This window comes from Paraburkholderia sp. RL17-373-BIF-A, from assembly GCF_046030175.1.
Taxonomy (GTDB): domain Bacteria; phylum Pseudomonadota; class Gammaproteobacteria; order Burkholderiales; family Burkholderiaceae; genus Paraburkholderia.
Genome location: NZ_JARESO010000026.1, coordinates 106,681 through 125,055, shown reverse-complemented (window position 1 = coordinate 125,055; position 18,375 = coordinate 106,681). Strand labels below are relative to the sequence as shown.

The 18,375-nt window shown below is 60.9% G+C and carries 17 protein-coding genes and 1 pseudogene; 10 read left to right on the top strand and 8 right to left on the bottom strand.

Annotated features, from left to right (window positions below; all coding sequences use genetic code 11):
• The 3 genes and pseudogenes from P0D80_RS28630 to P0D80_RS28620 form a co-directional block, all read left to right on the top strand.
• On the top strand, positions 1-876 hold an 876-nt coding region (locus P0D80_RS28630; RefSeq protein WP_408288485.1), incomplete at its 5' end, for a methyltransferase family protein.
• A gap of 1,380 nt (positions 877-2,256) precedes the next feature.
• Complete coding sequence (oxlT, locus tag P0D80_RS28625) at positions 2,257-3,594, top strand: oxalate/formate MFS antiporter (protein WP_408288482.1); 1,338 nt, start codon at positions 2,257-2,259, stop codon at positions 3,592-3,594.
• 111 nt (positions 3,595-3,705) lie between these two features.
• Positions 3,706-3,921: pseudogene (locus P0D80_RS28620) on the top strand (transposase); the annotation flags it as partial.
• Between the two features lie 57 nt (positions 3,922-3,978).
• On the opposite strand, the gene P0D80_RS28615 reads toward P0D80_RS28620, so the two are convergent.
• Positions 3,979-4,197 (bottom strand): hypothetical protein, encoded by a 219-nt coding sequence (locus P0D80_RS28615; RefSeq protein WP_408288479.1) that lies wholly within the window; start codon positions 4,195-4,197, stop codon positions 3,979-3,981.
• 27 nt (positions 4,198-4,224) lie between these two features.
• Here P0D80_RS28615 and P0D80_RS28610 point away from each other — a divergent pair, with 27 nt between their 5' ends.
• Entirely contained in the window at positions 4,225-4,821 is a 597-nt protein-coding gene (locus tag P0D80_RS28610; protein WP_408288476.1) for a nitroreductase family protein, read from the top strand.
• Positions 4,822-4,867: 46 nt separating this feature from the next.
• Here the strand turns inward: P0D80_RS28610 and P0D80_RS28605 are convergent, their stop codons facing one another.
• The 6 genes from P0D80_RS28605 to P0D80_RS28580 are packed head-to-tail and all read right to left on the bottom strand — an operon-like array spanning position 4,868 to position 10,564.
• Entirely contained in the window at positions 4,868-5,185 is a 318-nt protein-coding gene (locus tag P0D80_RS28605; protein ID WP_408288473.1) for a 4Fe-4S binding protein, read from the bottom strand.
• Positions 5,182-6,831, bottom strand: coding sequence for an FAD-binding protein (locus P0D80_RS28600; RefSeq protein WP_408288470.1), 1,650 nt, complete (start codon positions 6,829-6,831; stop codon positions 5,182-5,184). Before P0D80_RS28600 ends, P0D80_RS28605 begins: the two co-directional genes overlap by 4 nt.
• A 50-nt stretch (positions 6,832-6,881) precedes the next feature.
• A complete protein-coding gene (locus tag P0D80_RS28595; RefSeq protein WP_408288467.1) occupies positions 6,882-7,694 on the bottom strand; it encodes an ABC transporter permease in 813 nt (270 codons plus the stop codon).
• A gap of 20 nt (positions 7,695-7,714) precedes the next feature.
• Positions 7,715-8,515: an ABC transporter ATP-binding protein gene (locus P0D80_RS28590; protein ID WP_408288464.1), complete on the bottom strand. Its 801-nt coding sequence runs from the start codon at positions 8,513-8,515 to the stop codon at positions 7,715-7,717.
• Positions 8,516-8,549: 34 nt separating this feature from the next.
• The gene (locus tag P0D80_RS28585; RefSeq protein WP_408288461.1) at positions 8,550-9,587 is read right to left on the bottom strand and encodes an ABC transporter substrate-binding protein; all 1,038 of its coding nucleotides are present in this window, start codon (positions 9,585-9,587) and stop codon (positions 8,550-8,552) included.
• A gap of 44 nt (positions 9,588-9,631) precedes the next feature.
• Positions 9,632-10,564 (bottom strand): TauD/TfdA dioxygenase family protein, encoded by a 933-nt coding sequence (locus P0D80_RS28580; RefSeq protein ID WP_408179693.1) that lies wholly within the window; start codon positions 10,562-10,564, stop codon positions 9,632-9,634.
• Between the two features lie 539 nt (positions 10,565-11,103).
• Here P0D80_RS28580 and P0D80_RS28575 point away from each other — a divergent pair.
• The 4 genes from P0D80_RS28575 to P0D80_RS28560 are packed head-to-tail and all read left to right on the top strand — an operon-like array spanning position 11,104 to position 14,983.
• Positions 11,104-11,943 (top strand): ABC transporter permease subunit, encoded by an 840-nt coding sequence (locus P0D80_RS28575; RefSeq protein ID WP_408179694.1) that lies wholly within the window; start codon positions 11,104-11,106, stop codon positions 11,941-11,943.
• Positions 11,940-12,686, top strand: coding sequence for an ABC transporter ATP-binding protein (locus tag P0D80_RS28570; protein ID WP_132379886.1), 747 nt, complete (start codon positions 11,940-11,942; stop codon positions 12,684-12,686). The genes P0D80_RS28575 and P0D80_RS28570 overlap by 4 nt, the downstream gene beginning before the upstream one ends.
• Positions 12,687-12,721: 35 nt before the next feature.
• Positions 12,722-13,726, top strand: coding sequence for an NrtA/SsuA/CpmA family ABC transporter substrate-binding protein (locus tag P0D80_RS28565; protein WP_408288455.1), 1,005 nt, complete (start codon positions 12,722-12,724; stop codon positions 13,724-13,726).
• 9 nt (positions 13,727-13,735) lie between these two features.
• Entirely contained in the window at positions 13,736-14,983 is a 1,248-nt protein-coding gene (locus P0D80_RS28560) for an acyl-CoA dehydrogenase family protein (RefSeq protein WP_408288452.1), read from the top strand.
• A 65-nt stretch (positions 14,984-15,048) separates the two neighbouring features.
• Here the strand turns inward: P0D80_RS28560 and P0D80_RS28555 are convergent, their stop codons facing one another.
• A complete protein-coding gene (locus tag P0D80_RS28555) occupies positions 15,049-16,110 on the bottom strand; it encodes an LLM class flavin-dependent oxidoreductase (protein WP_408288449.1) in 1,062 nt (353 codons plus the stop codon).
• A 293-nt stretch (positions 16,111-16,403) separates the two neighbouring features.
• Between P0D80_RS28555 and P0D80_RS28550 the strand changes: the two genes are divergently transcribed.
• Both P0D80_RS28550 and P0D80_RS28545 read left to right on the top strand, forming a co-directional pair.
• Entirely contained in the window at positions 16,404-16,856 is a 453-nt protein-coding gene (locus P0D80_RS28550; RefSeq protein ID WP_408179699.1) for a helix-turn-helix transcriptional regulator, read from the top strand.
• Between the two features lie 2 nt (positions 16,857-16,858).
• Entirely contained in the window at positions 16,859-18,190 is a 1,332-nt protein-coding gene (locus tag P0D80_RS28545; RefSeq protein WP_408288446.1) for a type II toxin-antitoxin system HipA family toxin, read from the top strand.
• Positions 18,191-18,375: the final 185 nt, after the last annotated feature.

Genomic DNA, 18,375 nt, shown 5'->3' with positions numbered 1-18,375 from the left:
TCCGTAGTCGACCCTGAACTTCTCGGTCATCACCCTCCAGAGGGGTCGTCGGTAATCAAGGAAGCGTCCGTTCAGGGACTCGCAGATCTATCCGCGCAACCCGCGTGCTTGCCCGAACCGAACGAGGTTCGCTCCGAGTTCGGTTCGTGCTTAGGCCGCGCATTGCAGGGGTGGAGCGGAGGGGATACGATTCATGTCATGGATCCGCTCTACAAGAAAGCCATCGCCCAAGGAGTAGTGGGGATGGCTGTATTCGTCGCCTTCATTTTCTTGCCTGTGGGCACGTGGCGCTACTGGCAAGGATGGCTCTTTATCGCAATCTTTTCCGTCTCGACCATTGGCTTCACCGTCTATCTCGCCCTCTACGACAGGCCGCTTCTCGAGCGCCGCATGAATGCCGGACCACAGCATGAGAAAGAATGGTCGCAGAAGATCATCGTGTCGCTCATCATCCTAGCCTTTTTTCTCTTCCTCACCCTACCTCCACTCGACTATCGCGTCGGAGTTTCGCCCGTACCTGCTTACCTGTCCTTTGTAGGGGACATGGTGATCATATTGTCATTCCTCTTTATTTTCTGGGTGCTGAAGGTCAACAGTTATGCAGCCGCCAACGTTTGTGTTGCGGATGATCACAAAGTGATCGACACGGGCCCCTACGCGTATGTTCGTCATCCGATGTACGCTGGCGCGCTCTGGCTTTTCATCGCCATGCCGCTTGCACTCGGCTCCTGGCTCACGATCTGTCTCGTCCCGCTAATCCTGCCGGCGCTTTTCTGGCGGCTTCTTGATGAGGAAAAGATCTTGCGCCGCGATCTCTACGGCTACAGCGAATACGCAAGCCATGTGCGCTATCGTCTCATCCCGCATGTCTGGTAGGAATGGGGTCACCCATTACAAGGAGTCAGTGTGCCTGGGGGTGTAGAGCAGGAGGTTTATTGGCAATGTCCGCTTTGTGGCCAAGCAGATCGATAGGTCGAACGACGGAAACTGGCCGAGGATGTGTGGAAACTCGATTTTCGCGGCTGAGGGCGAGGTCGGCGGTCGGGTCAATCAAGTTAGATGCTTCGAGCTTGCGCTATTTGAGCAATGCGAGCGCAAGAAGCCCTTCAGGGCCTCAGCTTCCAGCCATCCTCATTGCCTTCATTGTCCTCGCAACACCAAGTATATTCATGACTCGCTTGAGGTTGTATGCCAGTACCTGAAGGCTAATTTCGGTGCTCACCCTCCCAAGCGTCCGGGTCTGGAGCATCGAATTGACGTATCGCATTCGCAAGGACCAGTTCGATCTCACGGAGCTCGGCCTCAAGGAGGCCACTGCACCCACCGTATGGCATGCGGTCCTGTCCACTCGATAAGTTATCCTTCCCATAGGCAACTTCTCAACCTGCTTTCCTGTTTGCACCAGAACCAGCAGGTATGAGCTGCCACCCAACAGCTATTCAGCATCCTCGATAGCGGCCGTTCGCAGTCGTTCAACATCACTGCACGTTGCCCGTAATTTCACGTCGCCGAGCCACTCACACTGCACGCCGCACGGTGGCCAACGTTGCTGCTGTGCCAAGCGTCAGGAGCTGGGCGCCGCGCTCGTCGCGTTCATCGCGATTGGCAAATGCAACGACCGAGCGCGTGCCGTCATGAGCGATGAAGCGAAGGATGTAAGGGCGAATTGCAGATATCGGTGAGGACTGTGAAGCACGTGAGATACGAACCAGTGCGAGCGCGGCTAACGACATGTTGACGTCCAATCGGACAGCGAGACAACCGGGCGCCCTGCTTCTGAAGATCCAGCTGCGGCACCGCCGCAACCACTTGCTACGCCGTTCTCCGCAGAAACCTTAGCTTCGGCGACCAACGATTGTTGCACGTTGCCCCGTTTCCACGCGCCAACTTCGCTCACTCTCTCGACGCATCGACGTCGAGGAGCATCCAAATTTCTTTCAAATAAAAAACTAACATTACTTTTAGCTTTCATATATAAAGGCAAAGCATGTTGCGAACAGCCTTGTCTCGCTCCATGTCCTCGGCCCGCCGGCATTGCCAGCGGGCCTTTTTTTCGCAGCGAAAGAATGTCGGCGCTTACATACAGTCAGCTTTTATATTAAGAATCACGTGGTGATAACCCCAATAATTCTTTCACTTGACTTACTAGATATATCACATACTGTATGGGGTGGATCACCGGTTATCGTGCCGGTGGCGGGCGGAGAAGCCACCTTGGCCCCGCAAACATCAGGCAGCAAGACCTAGGAGACAGTTATGAGCGCGGATCTACAGGGAGGGGCGTTGTCGTGGAGGGCGTCGCCGTGGGTGCAACTCGTATTTGGTGTGATTTGCATGGCAATGATCGCGAACATGCAGTACGGCTGGACGTTGTTCGTGAATCCAATCAATGAGAAATACCAATGGGGTCGCACGGCGATCCAGGTTGCATTCACCATCTTCGTAGTGACGGAAACGTGGCTCGTGCCAATCGAAGGTTATCTCGTTGACAAGTACGGTCCGCGTCCCGTCGTGGTCGTCGGCGGCCTGCTCTGCGCAGCGGCATGGGCGCTCAACTCGGTGGCGTCGTCGTTGCCGCTGCTGTATATCGCGGCCGCCATTGGCGGCGTCGGCGCGGGCGCAGTGTACGGCACCTGTGTGGGCAACGCGTTGAAGTGGTTTCCCAATCGCCGCGGGCTCGCTGCGGGCATAACCGCGGCCGGCTTCGGCGCAGGCTCGGCGGCCACCGTCGTGCCGATTGCCAGCATGATCAAGAGCAGCGGCTATGAAGCCACGTTCCTCTGGTTCGGTCTTGGGCAGGGCATCATCGTTTTCATACTCGGTCTCGCGCTGCTCGCGCCACCGGCCACTCTGCTCGCGTCGGCGAAGAGCGCGGTGCAACGCGTGGTCTACAACGCGACGCCACGCGAAGTGATTAGTTCACCGGTGTTCTGGGTCATGTACCTGATGTTCGTGATGATGGCTGCGGGCGGCCTGATGGCGACCGCGCAGCTCGGACCGATCGCAAAAGACTTCGGTCTGCACGATTCGCCGGTTTCACTGCTCGGATTGACCTTGCCCGCACTGACCTTCGCGCTGACTATCGACCGCGTGTTGAACGGTCTGACCCGGCCGTTCTTCGGCTGGATCTCGGACCGCATCGGCCGGGAAAATACGATGTTCATCGCGTTCGCCATCGAGGCGGTCGGTATTCTGGCGCTGTCGAAGTACGGTCAAAGCCCGGTTGCGTTTGTCCTGCTCACCGGCATCGTGTTCTTTGCATGGGGCGAAATCTACAGCCTGTTCCCCGCCACTTGCGGCGACACGTACGGACCGAAATTCGCCGCCACTAACGCGGGGCTGTTGTACACGGCGAAGGGAACGGCCGCGCTGCTGGTGCCATTTACCAGCGTCGTCACGGCGATGACGGGCAGCTGGCACGCGGTGTTCATGCTCGCGTCCGGAATGGCCGCAGTGGCGGCACTGCTCGCCCTATTCGTGCTGAAGCCGATGCGTCGCGCCTATGCGGAACAGCACGCTACGCCGGCTCTGGAGATGCCGTACGGTGCAACGTTCGTCAGTGACTCGGCTCGAGTTTCGGCCGACGGCGGATAGTCGGCGAGGCAGTTGAGCGGTTCCCGGTCGACTGTGAGCGCGAGGTTCCGGGCAGTCCCTTGCTGGTCCAGAACCACGATGATTTCCGTATCCGGTCTCGGAGGGAGAGAGATGACGCGGTTCGTTCACGGCGGCAGCCGTCCGCGAAGTTTTCTCCTTCCTGATGCACTCGACGACTACGTAACGGATACGAATCGCGTGCGTGTCGTCGATCTATTTGCAGATGAGCTGGATTTTCGGCAGCTAGGGACGGAGGGCAACGAGCCTGCGCTCACATACCGTCCTTCGTACCACCCCGAGGTGCCGCTCAAGATCTATATCTACGGTTAGCTCAACCGCATTCAATCCAGTCGAAGGCTCGAACGTGAAGCGCAGCGCACCGCGCTATTCAAACCCAAAAAACTCCACCGCATTGCCGATCAGCAACAGCCGTCGTGCTGCTTCGACATGCACGATATCGGCAATCAGATCGACCAGATCGCCATCGTAGTCGAATGGATGAGGGAATAACGTTGCGAGAATAAATCGGTTCAGTCGCGCAGTGCGCTCGGATAAAGTGGTTTGACCTCGCCTCGGCAACCTCTGCCTATCAGGCCCGACCATAGAATTTCTTCTCCACAGGACCAGCCCATGACGACATCGAATTCACGCACCGCCGAACATGTAATCGACCGCCAATTCCTCGACCGCTGGTCGCCGCGCGCTTTCCGTTCCGATCCCATTCCCGAGGCAGCCCTGCTGACGCTTCTGGAAGCGGCCCGCTGGGCACCCTCCTCCTATAACTCCCAGCCCTGGCGGTTCGTCTATGCACGACGCGATACGCCTCATTGGGAACAATTCGTCGGGTTCCTTAACGAATTCAATCAGAGCTGGGCGAGACACGCTGCGGCCATTGTCATCGTGCTCTCGAAGAGCACGTTCACGCCACCCGGCGGCGCAACTGAAGTCCCCGCTCCCACGCATTCGTTCGATACCGGCGCTGCGTGGGGCTATCTGGCGCTCCAGGCCAGTCTCTCCGGATGGCATGCGCACGGGCTTGCCGGCATCGAACGCGAAAAGATCCGCCAGGCGCTCGCGGTCCCGGACGTCTATTCGATCGAAGCCGCCATCGCGATCGGCCGCGCGGGCGACAAGTCATCACTGCCGGAGGCATTGCAGGCGCGCGAAGTACAGAGCCAGCGCAATCCGCTGTCCGCCATTGCGTCAGAAGGGCGACTCGCGCTCTGACGAGAGGATTCAGCGAGGCGAGCATGAAGGCCCGCTTCGTCGAATCTCAATGCGCCCGAATCAGCAACTCGTAGCTCGCGTCCTGGCTCGCGGTCGACTGCCGTTTGCGGCCCCAGCCGATGGCCTGCCGATATTGCCCGAACGCTGTGTCGACGGCCTCGCCGGCCGGCATCGGCTCGACCTGCGGCGCCACGAACAGCGCGTCTTCAGGGCAATACAGCTCGCACATGAAACAGGTCTGGCAATCGCTCTGACGGGCAATACGCGGCGCGCCATTTTGCACGATGTCGAACACATTGGTGGGGCACGCGCGCACGCAGATGTTGCAACCGGTGCAGCGCCCGCTGTCGACGATTTCGATCATGCCGGCACCCCTTCGACTTTCGCTACTGGCCGCGACACGGCCAGTCTGTCAATCCAGACTTCATCCAGCCCGCCGCTCAACAAACGCTGCCCCTGCGATGGGTCGAGCGCGGCGTGCTCGCGGCGCCGATGCATTCCACGCGTCTCGGTGCGCTGCTGCGCGCTGCGATACATCCAGCGCGAGGTGGCCAGCATCGCTGCCGCCTCGCGCGCGCGCACGGCCTCCAGCGCGCTTCGCGCCGGCGCGGCGCCGCGCACGCGATGCCACAGCGCATCGAGTCGTGAGAGCGAGTCGTCGAGCAGATCGCCCTCGCGGGTCCAGTTGCGCTGCGTCGGAAACACCTCGTGCTGCACGCTGCGAATCACCTCGTTGCTGTCGTACGGCGCCGCGCCGCCGCCGTCGCGCAGCCCTGCGCCGCCCGCTCGCAGTACCCGGCCCTGACGGCCGGCGCGGCCACCTGAACGGGCGTAGTCCGCCGCGCCCGCGCCGGCCCAGAAACCGGACGACATCGCCCACGCCGCGTTATGGCTGCCACCGCCGGTAAAGCCGCCGCAGATCAGCTCGCGCGTGGCTGCGTCGCCGGCGGCATACAGCCCCTCGGCGGAAGTCGCGCACGTCTTATCGATCAGATGGAGGCCGCCGGTTCCACGCACCGTTCCTTCCAGACGTAGCGTGACCGGGAAATGCTGCGTGAAGGGGTCGATGCCGAGCCGGTCGAATGGCAGGAAAAAGTTCGGCTGCGCCGTGCGCATCCATGCGCGAATCTGTTCGTCGGCGCGATCGAGGCAGGCAAACACGGGCTCGCTCTGCAACGTTTGCGCTATCACGCCACGCCCGTGCGACGAACCCGCGCCTGGAATCACGGAACCGTCCCGGTAGTAGAACGTCGCCCAGTTATAGAACAGCGATTTCGTCACCGATGAAAACGCCGGTCCAAGCCCATATGCATTCGAAAACTCCATGCCAGATAGCGCCGCCCCGACTTCGGCGGCCATCAACTGGCCGTCGCCGGTGAGCACGTTGCAACCGAGCGCATTGCTGAGAAACGCGCAGCCGCCCGTCGCGATCACGACCGCGCCCGAGCGCACGATCCACGCGTCGCCGGCCTGGCGATCGACGCCGGCCGCGCCGGCCACCGCGCCGCGCTCGTCGACCAGCAGTTCCAGCGCCGGGCTGTGATCGAGTATGCGGACGCCGGCTTCCTTGGCGCGCTTGCGCATCAGGCGCATGTACTCGGGTCCCTGCAACGACATGCGTCGTTGTTCGCCGGATTCATCGACCGGGAACGGATAGCCCCACTCGGCCAGTTGCTGCGCATTGATCCAGGTCTGCTCGAGCACGCGATCCATCCAGGTCTGTTCGGCGAGTTCTCCGCCCAGCTTGAAGCGACTTGCTTTCGCGTTGCCGCGCGCGTCGTCGTCGGGCGGCACGTACCAGACGCCTGTGCCGGCCGGCGCGGTCGCGCCCGAGGTGCCGCAAAACCCTTTGTCCGCCAGCACCACCCGCGCGCCGCTTGCGGCCGCGCTGATCGCCGCCCATGCGCCGGCCGGACCGCCGCCGATCACGAGGACGTCGGCATCGTGCCGCACCGCGCTGTCTGCGGCCGTCACCGGAGGCCGGCCATGTTTTCCCGCATTGTCCGTCATGAAGGATATTCCCTGAGGTGATGTGCCGACCGCTTGACGAAGTTGAACGCTCAACGTTCGCCTTGCCAGGCCGTCAGCCGCCGTTCCGCCAGCAAGACGGCGTGATTGAACACGAGACCGAGTAACGCGAGCGTGACGATGCCGGCGTACATCTTCGGAATCTCGAACGTGAACTGCGAATAGTTGACGAGGTAGCCGAGTCCCGCCTTCGCGCCCACCATCTCAGCCGCGATCAGCACGAGGATGGAATACGCACCGGCGACGCGAATGCCCGTGAAGACAGTCGGCACCGACGCCGGCAGCACGACCTTGCGGAATAGCTGCAACGGAGTCAGCCCCATCGAGAGCGCGGAGCGGATCAGCAATGGATCGACATTGCGCACGCCGCTCACGGTATTGAGTACGACAGGCCAGATGCAGGAGTACACGACCATCGAGACCTTCGAGGTCTCGCCCATGCCCAACACCAGCACAAAGACAGGAAGCAGCGCGAGCGGCGCGGTATTGCGAAACAACTCGAGCAGCGGATTGAGAACCTCGGCAAGCGTCCGGTACCAGCCGATGACAAGACCCAGTGGCACACCGACGGCCACCGCAATCGCAAAGCCACCCACGGCCCGCGTCGCGCTTGCAAACAGATGATCGGAGAGCTCGCCTGAACGCACCATCTCGAACAGCGCGCCGAGCACGGTCGAAAACGGCGGCAAAAACGTCGCATCGACCCATCCTGCGCGCGGCAGAATCTCCCACAGCGCACAGAAAGCCACGATCGCGGCGCTGCCACGCAGCACGCGCGGCAACGCAGTTACGACACCAGAAGCAAGCGAATTCGCCGACGAGAATCGTGTCGATAAGGTACTCATCACTCAGACTCCCTCCTGTATCAAGCCGCGTGTGCAACCGCGAGGCGCGAAGTCGCCCGGCGCTGATGCGTCAATTGCCAGATCTCGTGTCTGAGCCGCACGAATTCCGGCGTCGAGCGCAAGTCCTCGGAGAGGTCACCGCGCGCCAGATGCACATCGAGCGCATGGGTGATGCGACCGGGCGCGGCCGCCATCACGAGAACCCGTTGACCGAGATAGATCGCCTCGTCGATCGAGTGCGTAATGAACACAACGGTCGTGCCGGTGCGCTGCCAGATGCGCAGCAGTTCGTCCTGCAAGCTCTCGCGCGTCTGCGCATCGAGCGCGGCGAACGGCTCGTCCATCAACAGCACGGCCGGCTCGAAAGAGAGCGCGCGAGCAATCGCAACGCGCTGCTTCATGCCTCCGGATAGCTCATGCGGATAGCGGTCGCCGAACCCGCCGAGGCCGACCAGTTCAAGGAAAGAACGGGCACGCCCGGATCGCTTCGCTTTAGCAACGCCTTTCGCCTCCAGACCGAACTCGATATTGCCGAGCGCCGTCTTCCACGGAAAGAGCGCGTATTGCTGGAACACGATGCCGCGATCGAGCCCCGGCCCTTCAATCGCCTGGCCGTCGACGAGTATCTGCCCGCGATCCGGCTTCGCGAGGCCTGCGATCAGATCCAGCAAGGTCGTCTTACCGCAGCCGCTCGGGCCGACCAGCGTAATGAACTCGCCCGCCTGCACAGTGAAGGACACGTCCTCCAGCACGCTGAAGTGTCCGCGTCGCTTGAGATGAAACCCCTTCGTGACATTGCGCACGCCGATTGCAGCACCCATATTCGCGGGCCTCGTGATTCCATGCAGTGGCCGCCTAATGCGCCGCCACTGACTGGTTGAACGGATTGAACTGGTTCGAATAGATGTTCTCGGGCTTCACCTGTTCGGGCTTCAACACACCATTCTTCACATACCAGTCGATGTACGTCGTGAAGTCGTTGGCGTCGATCAGGCCGCCCTTGCCTCCCACACCGGCCGATTTCCAGTAGTTGACGATCGAAGTGTCTTCATTGCGATGTCGCGTCTCCACGATCTTCTTCAGACGGGCGACCACTTCCGCACGTGGTGTGTTCTTCGCCCATTCGATCGCGCGGGCCGTTCCGTCGACGAATTTGCGCACCGTATTCGGGTTCTGCGCGATGAAGCGATCCGTGAACAGATAGCTCGCGTAGCCGAACGAGCCGAAGAGTTGATAGTCGGTGGTGAGTAACGTCGCACCGCCGTCCGCGAGCAGCTTATCTTTGATGATGTCTTCGAGGAACACCGCATCCAGTTGCTTCTGCCTGAGCAACTGTGCGAGATTGACCGGCGGCGCCGCGACGAACACCACCTTCTGGATCTCTTCTTTGGACAGACCTGCCTTCTCGAGATACGCGGTCACCAGATACTGCTCGTAAGCGCCCGGCGTGTTCACGCCGACCTTACGGCCGATCAGATCACGTGCACTGTGGATCGGACTGCCTTGAAGCACGAACAGTCCACCATTGGTCTCCTTGTCGGTACCAACGTAGGAAATCACCGCCTTGACCGGCGCATGCGCCGCCACCAGTTTGACGATCGAACCGTTGAACGCACCGCCGAAGTCGACGTCGCCGGTGACCGCCGCCTGGATATCCTGCGGTCCGCTGATCGTATTGCCCACCCATTTGAGTTTGATCGGCGCAAGGTAGCCGAGGTCTTCGGCGAGTTCGGGATACAACACCTTGCTGGCCCACCCCTGATAGCGCAGTTCGAGCTTCTCAGGGGTTTGCGCCAACGCCGGGCTTGCTGAAGCTGCGACGCCCGCGGCGAGCGCCGACAGATAAAACAGGCGCGCAACACGATGCCGCAAGTCACGTGCGGTTTGCTTCATGCTTCGATCTCCGTGATCCGATGTGGAAGGCGTGCGTGCGCGGTTCAGAACACGCCGTCGTGTTCCAGCGTGATGCGATGAATACGCCGGCGCGCCGAGCCGTAGTCTCGCGCCGCGTAATGTTGGACCTGACGGTTATCCCAGATCGCGACATCGCCGGCACGCCATTCGAAGCGGGCTTGTACTTCCGGCGTCTTGATCAGATCGTAGAGATAGTTCAGCAGACTCTGGCTTGCCGTTTTCGATACGCCGAGCAGATGGCTGGTATGCCCTTCATTGACGAACACCAGCTTGCGGCCGTTCTCCGGATGCGTCTTGATGACTGGCACTTCAATGGGCGGATATTTTTGCGCGGCATCGCGCACGCGTGCCAACCCGGCCTCCACACTCTGCTCGCTCGTGCCTTCGGGAATGTCGTAACCGCTCAGCAGATCGGACAGCGCGTTCTTCTTGGGCGACGCAAAGAACGTGTTCACCGCTTTCAGCTTCTCGAAGTAGCGGGCCAGATCGGGATCCAGCAAGTCGTAGACTGCCGCCGACGAGGTCCAGATCGTGTCGCCGCCGCCCCCCTCAGGAATCTCCTGCGCGTGGAGGACGGTGGCCTTTGGCGGCTGCGGTTGCCATGAAACATCCACGTGCCAGTTGTCGGTGCCGCCGGACTGGGTTTTATCGCTGTGGGCGATGACTTCGATCTCCGGGAATCCCGCGACGGCCGGCAGATAGATATTCTTGCGAATGGGCGTGCCGAAGATGCGCGCAAGCGTGACGTGCTGTTCTGGCGTAAGCGTCTGCTCGCGAAAAAAGATCACGCCGTGATCGACCAGTGCCTGCCTCACCGTTTGCTGGTTCTCATCGCTGAGCGGCTGCGACAGGTCGACGTTCTCGATCACTGCGCCGATCAGCGGCTTGTAGCGGCGTACGCGAAGTTCCTGGTGAACGGTGGATGGCGATTGCTGGCGGTCGAGCACTGTACTCATGACGTCCTCCTTGGGGTCGATGGCGTAATTCATGAAAGCAGCATCGATGCGGCATCGGCAACCAACGATTCAGCTCATGCTTATGCGTTGCCGGGCGATTCGATTAGTCGCCGTCGCGGCAAAAAGAGTCCACCAGAGAAGCGCTTTGGTTCGAATAAAAGCTTATTTCGAAGCCCGCTTGCGTTTGCCTATAGTCGAAGGTTGGGTCGTTGCTCCGCAAGACGTCGATTCTGGACGGGCGATCCGTCATTCGCCCCATCGCTGTCAATACACGCCGATTGCATTCGGGCGACGCTGCCGTGAAGCAACGCGCTGAAACTGCAAAGCAAAGCATAAAAAACTGTTTGTCATTGCGATGTCAAACGGCCTTTAATAACAGGCTCGCCTTCGTGACATGCCGAAGTTGACCAATGTCTGCCCCCGCATCGGGGTATCGCTGAAGTAGCAATCGTATGTCAGGACTCGTCTCCGCATGGCGGGTTGATTTGTACCGGCTCCATATCGGAGCACTCTTTTTTCATGGCTGATATGGAACCGACATGGCTGACTTAACTTCCTCTCGCAACAGCTATGTCTCTTCGAAACGAATGCGCGCAGGTGTTTCGAGAGGTGCGCTTTATAGTTGGCTCTCCTGGATTGTTCCAGTTCTGGTCCTGGTGCTTTGGGAGGCTGCGGCGCGTATTGGACTGATTGCGCCTCAGGTGCTCCCGGCTCCAAGCAGTGTCGCGGAAACCGCATTGGATCTGGCCAGAAACGGCGATCTTTTCGTTCACCTCGGCGTCTCGCTTCTGCGTGCAATGGCGGGCTTCCTCATTGGGGGAATCATCGGCCTCGCGCTTGGCATCATGGTCGGCTTCTCACCGCTGGCACAGGCCCTTTTCGACCGATCGATCCAGATGGTGCGCGCGGTCCCTTTCCTTGCGATGCTGCCGCTCGTCATCGTCTGGTTCGGTGTGGGCGAGGTTGCGAAAATTTTCCTTGTCGCGCTCGCGGTCCTGTTCCCCATCTATGTCAACACCATGCTTGGCATCCGCCAGATCGATCCGAAGCTGATGGAGCTCGCCAAGGTTATCGGGCTGAACTGGACCGCGATCGTGCGACGGATCATTCTGCCCGGAGCGATGCCGTCGATCCTCACGGGCGTACGTTATGCGCTCGCTCATGCCTGGCTCGCGCTGGTCATCGCCGAAACACTCGCGACGACAAAGGGCATCGGCTTCCTGGCCATGGATGCCCGCGAATTCCTCCAAACCAATGTCATTTTGCTGACCATGATCATCTACGCGATCATCGGCGTCGTAGCGGACGCGCTGGTGCGCTCGCTTGAAACCCATTTCCTCTCATGGCACGCGAACTACGCCAAAGGAGAGCAAAAGTGAGCCAAAGCATCGCACTGCCCCGTGGTTCCGAAGTATCGGCACTCGTCAACGAAGATCGCGTCAGTCAGTCCGCGCTGGGCGTATCGGTACGTGGCCTGCGGCGCTGCTATGGCACGCGTGTCGTCATCGATGCACTGGATCTTGATATCCACCAAGGCGAATTCGTCGCGCTGCTGGGTGAAAGCGGGTGCGGGAAGACCACCCTGCTGCGCGCGCTGGCAGGCCTCGATCTGCCCGACGCTGGACAGATCCGCGCGCCCGAGCGTCCTTCCGTCGTGTTCCAGGAGCCTCGTCTACTGCCTTGGGCTACGCTGTGGGAGAACGTCGCTCTAGGTCATGAAACCACTGTCGGCCGAGCCGGCGCGGCTCGTGCCCTGGCCGAAGTCGGGCTTTCCAGCCGGGAGAACGACTGGCCCCGCAATCTCTCAGGCGGTCAGGCGCAACGCGTCGCGTTGGCGCGGGGCCTCGTTCGCGATCCCGCCCTTCTGCTGTTGGACGAACCGTTTGCGGCGCTCGACGCGCTCACGCGGATCAAGATGCACGGACTCGTCAAGGAGCTCGTTGCCCGCCATCACCCGGGCGTGCTGCTCGTGACGCATGACGTCGACGAAGCGCTCACGCTCGCCGACAGGATTCTCGTCATGCGCACGGGGCGCATCGCTGCTTCTTTCCGACCCAAGAACCACACGCCACAGGAACTGCGGTCCACGCTGCTCGCAGAACTGGGCGTTCTGTCTCACTGATCGATTTCCTGCACGACTCCAAGGACCTGACAAGGATGAATGATTCTTCACTGAGCCGCCGCCAACTATTGCGCGCGGCGGGTGGCCTGCTGGCCGGCGCCGCCGCCAGCAGCCTGTTCCCAGCCCGGGCAGCCGAGCCGCGCAAGCTGACACGCAACACCGATACGGTTCGCATCGGCTGGGGGTACGGCAGCCTGCCGGACATTGCCAAGCAACGTGGCGTATTCGAAAAGACGCTCGCCGCAAAAGGCATCAAGGTCGAATGGATCGGTCCGTTCCCGAACCACGCGCCGTCAATTCAGGCAGTGGTCGGCGGCAGTGCGGATTTCGGCTTCTGGGGATCGACTACGCCTGCATTGGCCGCCATGCTGGCCGGCTCACCTATCGTCTTCAATGCGTTCGACGTCTATTCCCCACGCTCGACTGCCATCATCGTGAAGAAATCGAGCGGCATCAACTCGGTCGCCGATCTGGCGGGCCGCAAGGTCGCCATCAACCGTTCGGGACTTGGCGAATTCCTGCTCATTGCAGCCCTGGAAAAGAACCACATTGACCGCGACAAGGTCGAGTTCGTTTATCTGAATCCGCCCGATGCCGCGCCCGCGTTCGCGCAAGGCAAGGTCGACGCCTGGTCGATGTGGTCGCCGGCGGTGGATATCGCGCGTAATTCGAACGACGCCAAGGACATCTTCAACGAGGGACGCGACCTCGATTTCCTGATTGACTACAGTTCGCTGGTGACGCGTCGCAAATTCACCGAAGAGAACTCCGAGCTGATTCGCGCGGTGATCGACGCGTACTACGTCGAAGGCGCCTGGCAGTCGACGCATTCCATCGAAGCCGAGCAGCTCGCACAGGGAGAAGCCAAATACCCGAACCAGGTGCGCGACTATCTGGCGAGCCTGAAGCGTGTGAATCAATTCCACGAACCCGACGACGCCGCTTTCATCGCGCAGCTTCAACGGGCAGCCGACTGGCTCGCCGAACGCAAGATCATCCGCTCGCGGATCAAGGTCGCGGATTACAGCATCAAGGTTTGATGGAGCACCATGAGCACGTCTGAAACCACGATCGTCGACAGCGGCCGGCCCCAGCTTGTCTCGCCACTGTCCGCAAGCCTCGGCTTCTCGGAGGCCATCGCCGATATCGCATCGACTGCGGCAGAGCGGGAACTGACACATCGTCTGCCGTACGATGAGATCGCTAAGCTCAAGGCGCTAGGGTTCGGTGCGCTACGCCTGCCGACCGATGCGGGAGGGCAAGGGTTATCGTTGACCGAGCTCTTCTTTGTAGCTCGCGATCTTGCTGCGGCCGATTCCAATATAGCCCATGCTTTTCGTAACCATCTGTGGCAAGTCGAAGCGTCGCTTAGACAACGAGACCACCCTTTCCATGCGCATGTCCTCGACCTGACCAGGCAGAACAAGACCGTCGGGCTCAGTTTTACCGACAGCGACGCGGTGGCGGCGGGCGCTCGTCCGAGCCGGGTCCTGAGCAGGCTCGAATGGGACGAAACACGGCATGCCTACATCGGCTCGGGCGAGAAAGTTTATGCGACGGGCAACCTCTACAACGACGCATTCATCGGCCTTGCTGTGGAAAGCCGTGCGGGCCGGACTGTGCAATACGTGCTCGACCGAGGCGAAGGGGTCAGCGATCACGACGACTGGCAGGGATTCGGCCAGCGCCTGACAGGCTCAGGCACGGCGGCCTTTCGCGCCGTGAGCGTGCCCGCCGCCCATGTTTACCCGCCGGATCCGCCGAAGCCTGAAGAAGCCGCGCCGTGGGGATACACCTTTCATCAGGTCTATCTGACCAACTGCATCGCTGGCGTCGTGCGGCGCATCGTACTGGACGCTGTAGAGGTTCTGCGCGCGCGGGGGCGCAACTTCTACCATGGCGAAGCCGCGCATCCTACCGAAGAGCCCGTACTGCAGACATTGCTCGGTCGTATCCGCGCGTATGTGGCCAGCACCGAGGCGACTGTAGACCGCGCTGTCGGAGCGCTGCAACGAGCCTGGGACAGCTATGGCACGAGCGACGAATATGAGACTACGCTTGCCGCCACGCTCTCGGCGGCAGAGGCCAAGGTGGTGACCGACGATCTCGCCCCGCAGATCGCCAGTTGGCTGATCGACCTCGGGTCAGGCTCGGTCGTCTCGCGCGTGGGCGCTCTGGACCGGCACTGGCGCAACATCAAGGTCATTGCCTCGCATAATCCGCGGCTTTACAAGGAACGCCTGCTCGGGCAGAACTTGCTGACTGGGCGTCTTCCGCCCACAGGTGCGTTCTTCTGATCACGAACCACGTCGTACCTGGCGCCAGGTACGAGCCTTGATTGCTTCCACCAGATACTCCGCGCTCAGGCGACAAGGAGACGCCGAACGCGCGGCGCAACCTCTTCCGCAAAGCGCTGCATATCGGCCTCGAAAGGCTGGAACTGCAGCATGAAGAGTTCAATCCCCGCTCGGTGAAAATCGGCGATACGCCGTGCGACCGTGTCGTAATCGCCGACAAGCCTTGCGGCCGTGCCACCGTTCGAACCGACGCGCGGCGACTGTGCGAACGTCTGGATCATCACCACGTTCGGATCGATATTGGCTTTCTGCCGCTCCCGCAGCGGTTTGTCCAGCTCGGCCAGCGCGAACAGATGTTCGAGGTGAGCCTCTGCCTGCGCCTGTGTTTCGCGTGCGATCACGAACGCCGACAGGCCGAAACGCAAAGCGTCCTGCCCGACGGGGCGCGCGCGAGCGGATACGTCGGCGATCAGGCGTGCAACGTCGTCGTGCGGTTGACCATTGATGAACCACACGTCGCCGTGCGCCGCTACCAGTGCGCGCGCCGGCTCCGACTCACCACCGACGTAGATCCGCGGACGTGCGCGAAACGGATCAGCGGGACGCAACTGATACCCGTCGATGTGGAAGTTATCGCCGCGGTGATTCACCACTTCGCCGCGCAGCAGCGCATCGACGACCGAGATCCATTCGCGGCCGTACACGTAGCGTTCATCGTGTTCCGGAAAACCGATGCCGGCACGTTCGAGCTCCGGACGATTCCACGCGTTCACCAGATTGATCGCAAAACGCCCGCCGCTGATGTGCTCGATTTGCTGAGCCATTTTTGCGAGCACGACCGGATGATAGAGATAGGGCTTGATGGCCGTAATGATCTCGATGCGCGACGTGAGCGCCGCCAATGCAGCCGATGCCGTCCATGCCTCGAGCTGGTCGAGCGAGGCGTCATGCGGATTGACCGTATGCTGGGCGACGAGCACCGAGTCGTAGCCGAGGCGCTCGGCCTCGAGCACGAGCGTCTTGTTGCGTCCCCAGGAGGCGTCATACGGTTCTGCGGGATCCTGCAGCGCCGCGCGGCTACCATGCACGAGCGCCCAGATGCCGAAGCGCGGAGGTTTGGCTGACATCGCTTTGATCAACGGGAAGATACAGGTGAAGGGACGCCCATGCTACCGCTACCTGTACGCCTCGCCATCCAATTTCTATCGATATGCAATTGCCAGAAAGGCATTAAGACCCTCGTCGCGCAATGCGCGCATATAACGATGCGGACTACCCCGCGCCCCACGAGTCGACTTAACAGTCTATTTTCTGTATTTGCCATTTACAGCATATTTTCTGTATTTGTCGAATACATAATATATACTGTTTCTGTCACTCACAGACTGGTTGATGCTTTCACGACTTTCCGAGGTCGCCCGTGGACTATCCCGTTAAAACCCCTCGTCAGTTGCGGCCACTTCTTGTCGGCTTCCGCAAGGCCGCCGGACTCACGCAGTCCCAGGTGGCGAGCCATTTGGGGGTCGCCCAGCAAACCTACGCCCAACTCGAGGCAAAGCCCGAATCCGCGAGCATGGATCGGCTATTCCACGTTTTGAAGTTGCTCAAGGTCGATATCGTTCTGACCCAGGTGTTGAGCTCGGCCAATCCCGAAGGCCACCAACCCGGGCGTCTGCGTACAGCGGGGCCGCCGGTCGCGGCAAAGCAGAGCGTGGCAAAAAAGCGTGCGACTACTCCGGCCGCGAAGACAGCGGGCACCCGGAAGGCGGCCGCCACCCCGGCGCGCGGTAGCGGGCAAGGCGCGCCGAAGCCGCCCACCCGGAAGCGAGTGGCACCAGTGACTACTGCCCCCAAGAAGCGGGAGGACTGGTAACAATGGGCCGCCGCTCGCACGCCAAAAGCCTCAACCTCTGGATGAACGGGTTGCCAGTCGGTACCTGGGAGACCACGCGGGACGGAGAGAAGCTGACCTACTTCGAAGCTTGGATAGCAGACGAACAGGGACGTCCTCTATCGCTCTCGCTGCCTTTTACGGCCGGCAATCAGCCCTATCGGGGCAAGGTGGTCTCGGACTATTTCGATAACCTGCTGCCTGATAGCAGGGCTATCCGCGAGCGCATCGCAGGGCGCTACAAAACTGGCGGCACGTCGCCGTTTGAGTTGCTGGCCAAGCTTGGACGAGACTGCGTAGGCGCTACCCAGATGCTGCCTCCAGACGAAACCCCGGTGAATCTTGAGCAGATCAATGGGCGCCCCCTCAACGAGGCGGAAATCGCGCGGCTACTGCGGGAAACAACGGCCCCGTCCGTATTGGGCCAGCATGAGCCCATCGATGACCTGCGCCTGTCCATCGCCGGCGCGCAGGAAAAGACTGCACTTCTGTGGCACGACGACCAGTGGGCCATCCCGGAAGGCAGTACCCCGACCACGCATATCCTGAAGCTACCTCTTGGACTGGTCGGAAACATGCGCGCCGACATGCGCACGTCGGTGGAAAACGAGTGGCTGTGCTCGAAAATCGTCGCAGCGTATGGTTTGCCGATCGCCAGTTGCGACATCGCCACCTTCGAGGACCAGAAAGTGCTCGTCGTCGAGCGATTCGATCGCCGGTACGCGAGCGACGGTTCATGGATCCTGCGGCTTCCCCAGGAGGATATGTGCCAGGCGACCGGGACGTCCGCCGCCGACAAATATGAGTCAGATGGCGGGCCCGGAATCCAGAAGGTCATGGAAGTCCTGGCCGGTTCAGAACGGTCCGCGATCGATCAGCGCCATTTCTTCATGACGCAGATCGTGTTCTGGATGCTCGCCGCCACCGACGGGCACGCGAAGAATTTCAGCATCGCACACCTGAAGTCCAACCGCTATGAGGCCACGCCGATCTATGACGTTCTCTCCGCGCACCCGATCATTGGCAATGGACCGAACCTGCTTTCTGCGCGTCGGGTGAAACTGGCAATGGCGGTACGTGGCAACAACGCCCACTATCTGATCAATGATATCCGTCGACGCCACTGGATTGCGCAGGGGCAACGAGTCACGCTTGCTCCGGCCGACGTCGAGGAGATGATCACCACCCTAACGGACATGACGGAGGATGTCGTCGCGGAGGTTGAGGCGCTGTTACCGGCCGCGTTTCCAAACGATGTGTCGGACAGGATCTTCGAGGGCCTGCGACAACAAAGCGCGAAGCTTGCCGCCCAGTAGACCGGTTGAAGGCAGCAGATCCGTCGCCGCTATTGCAATCAAGCGAGACAAAATGACGACGTCTTCCACCGCCGCGACAAAGGTAGCGCGTACCGGCGCTAGCCAGTCTGCAATGTCGGCAGATACTTCTCGAACAGATAGCCCGGGCGGCTCGTCCTCACCGAAATCATGAGCCGACAACAGCG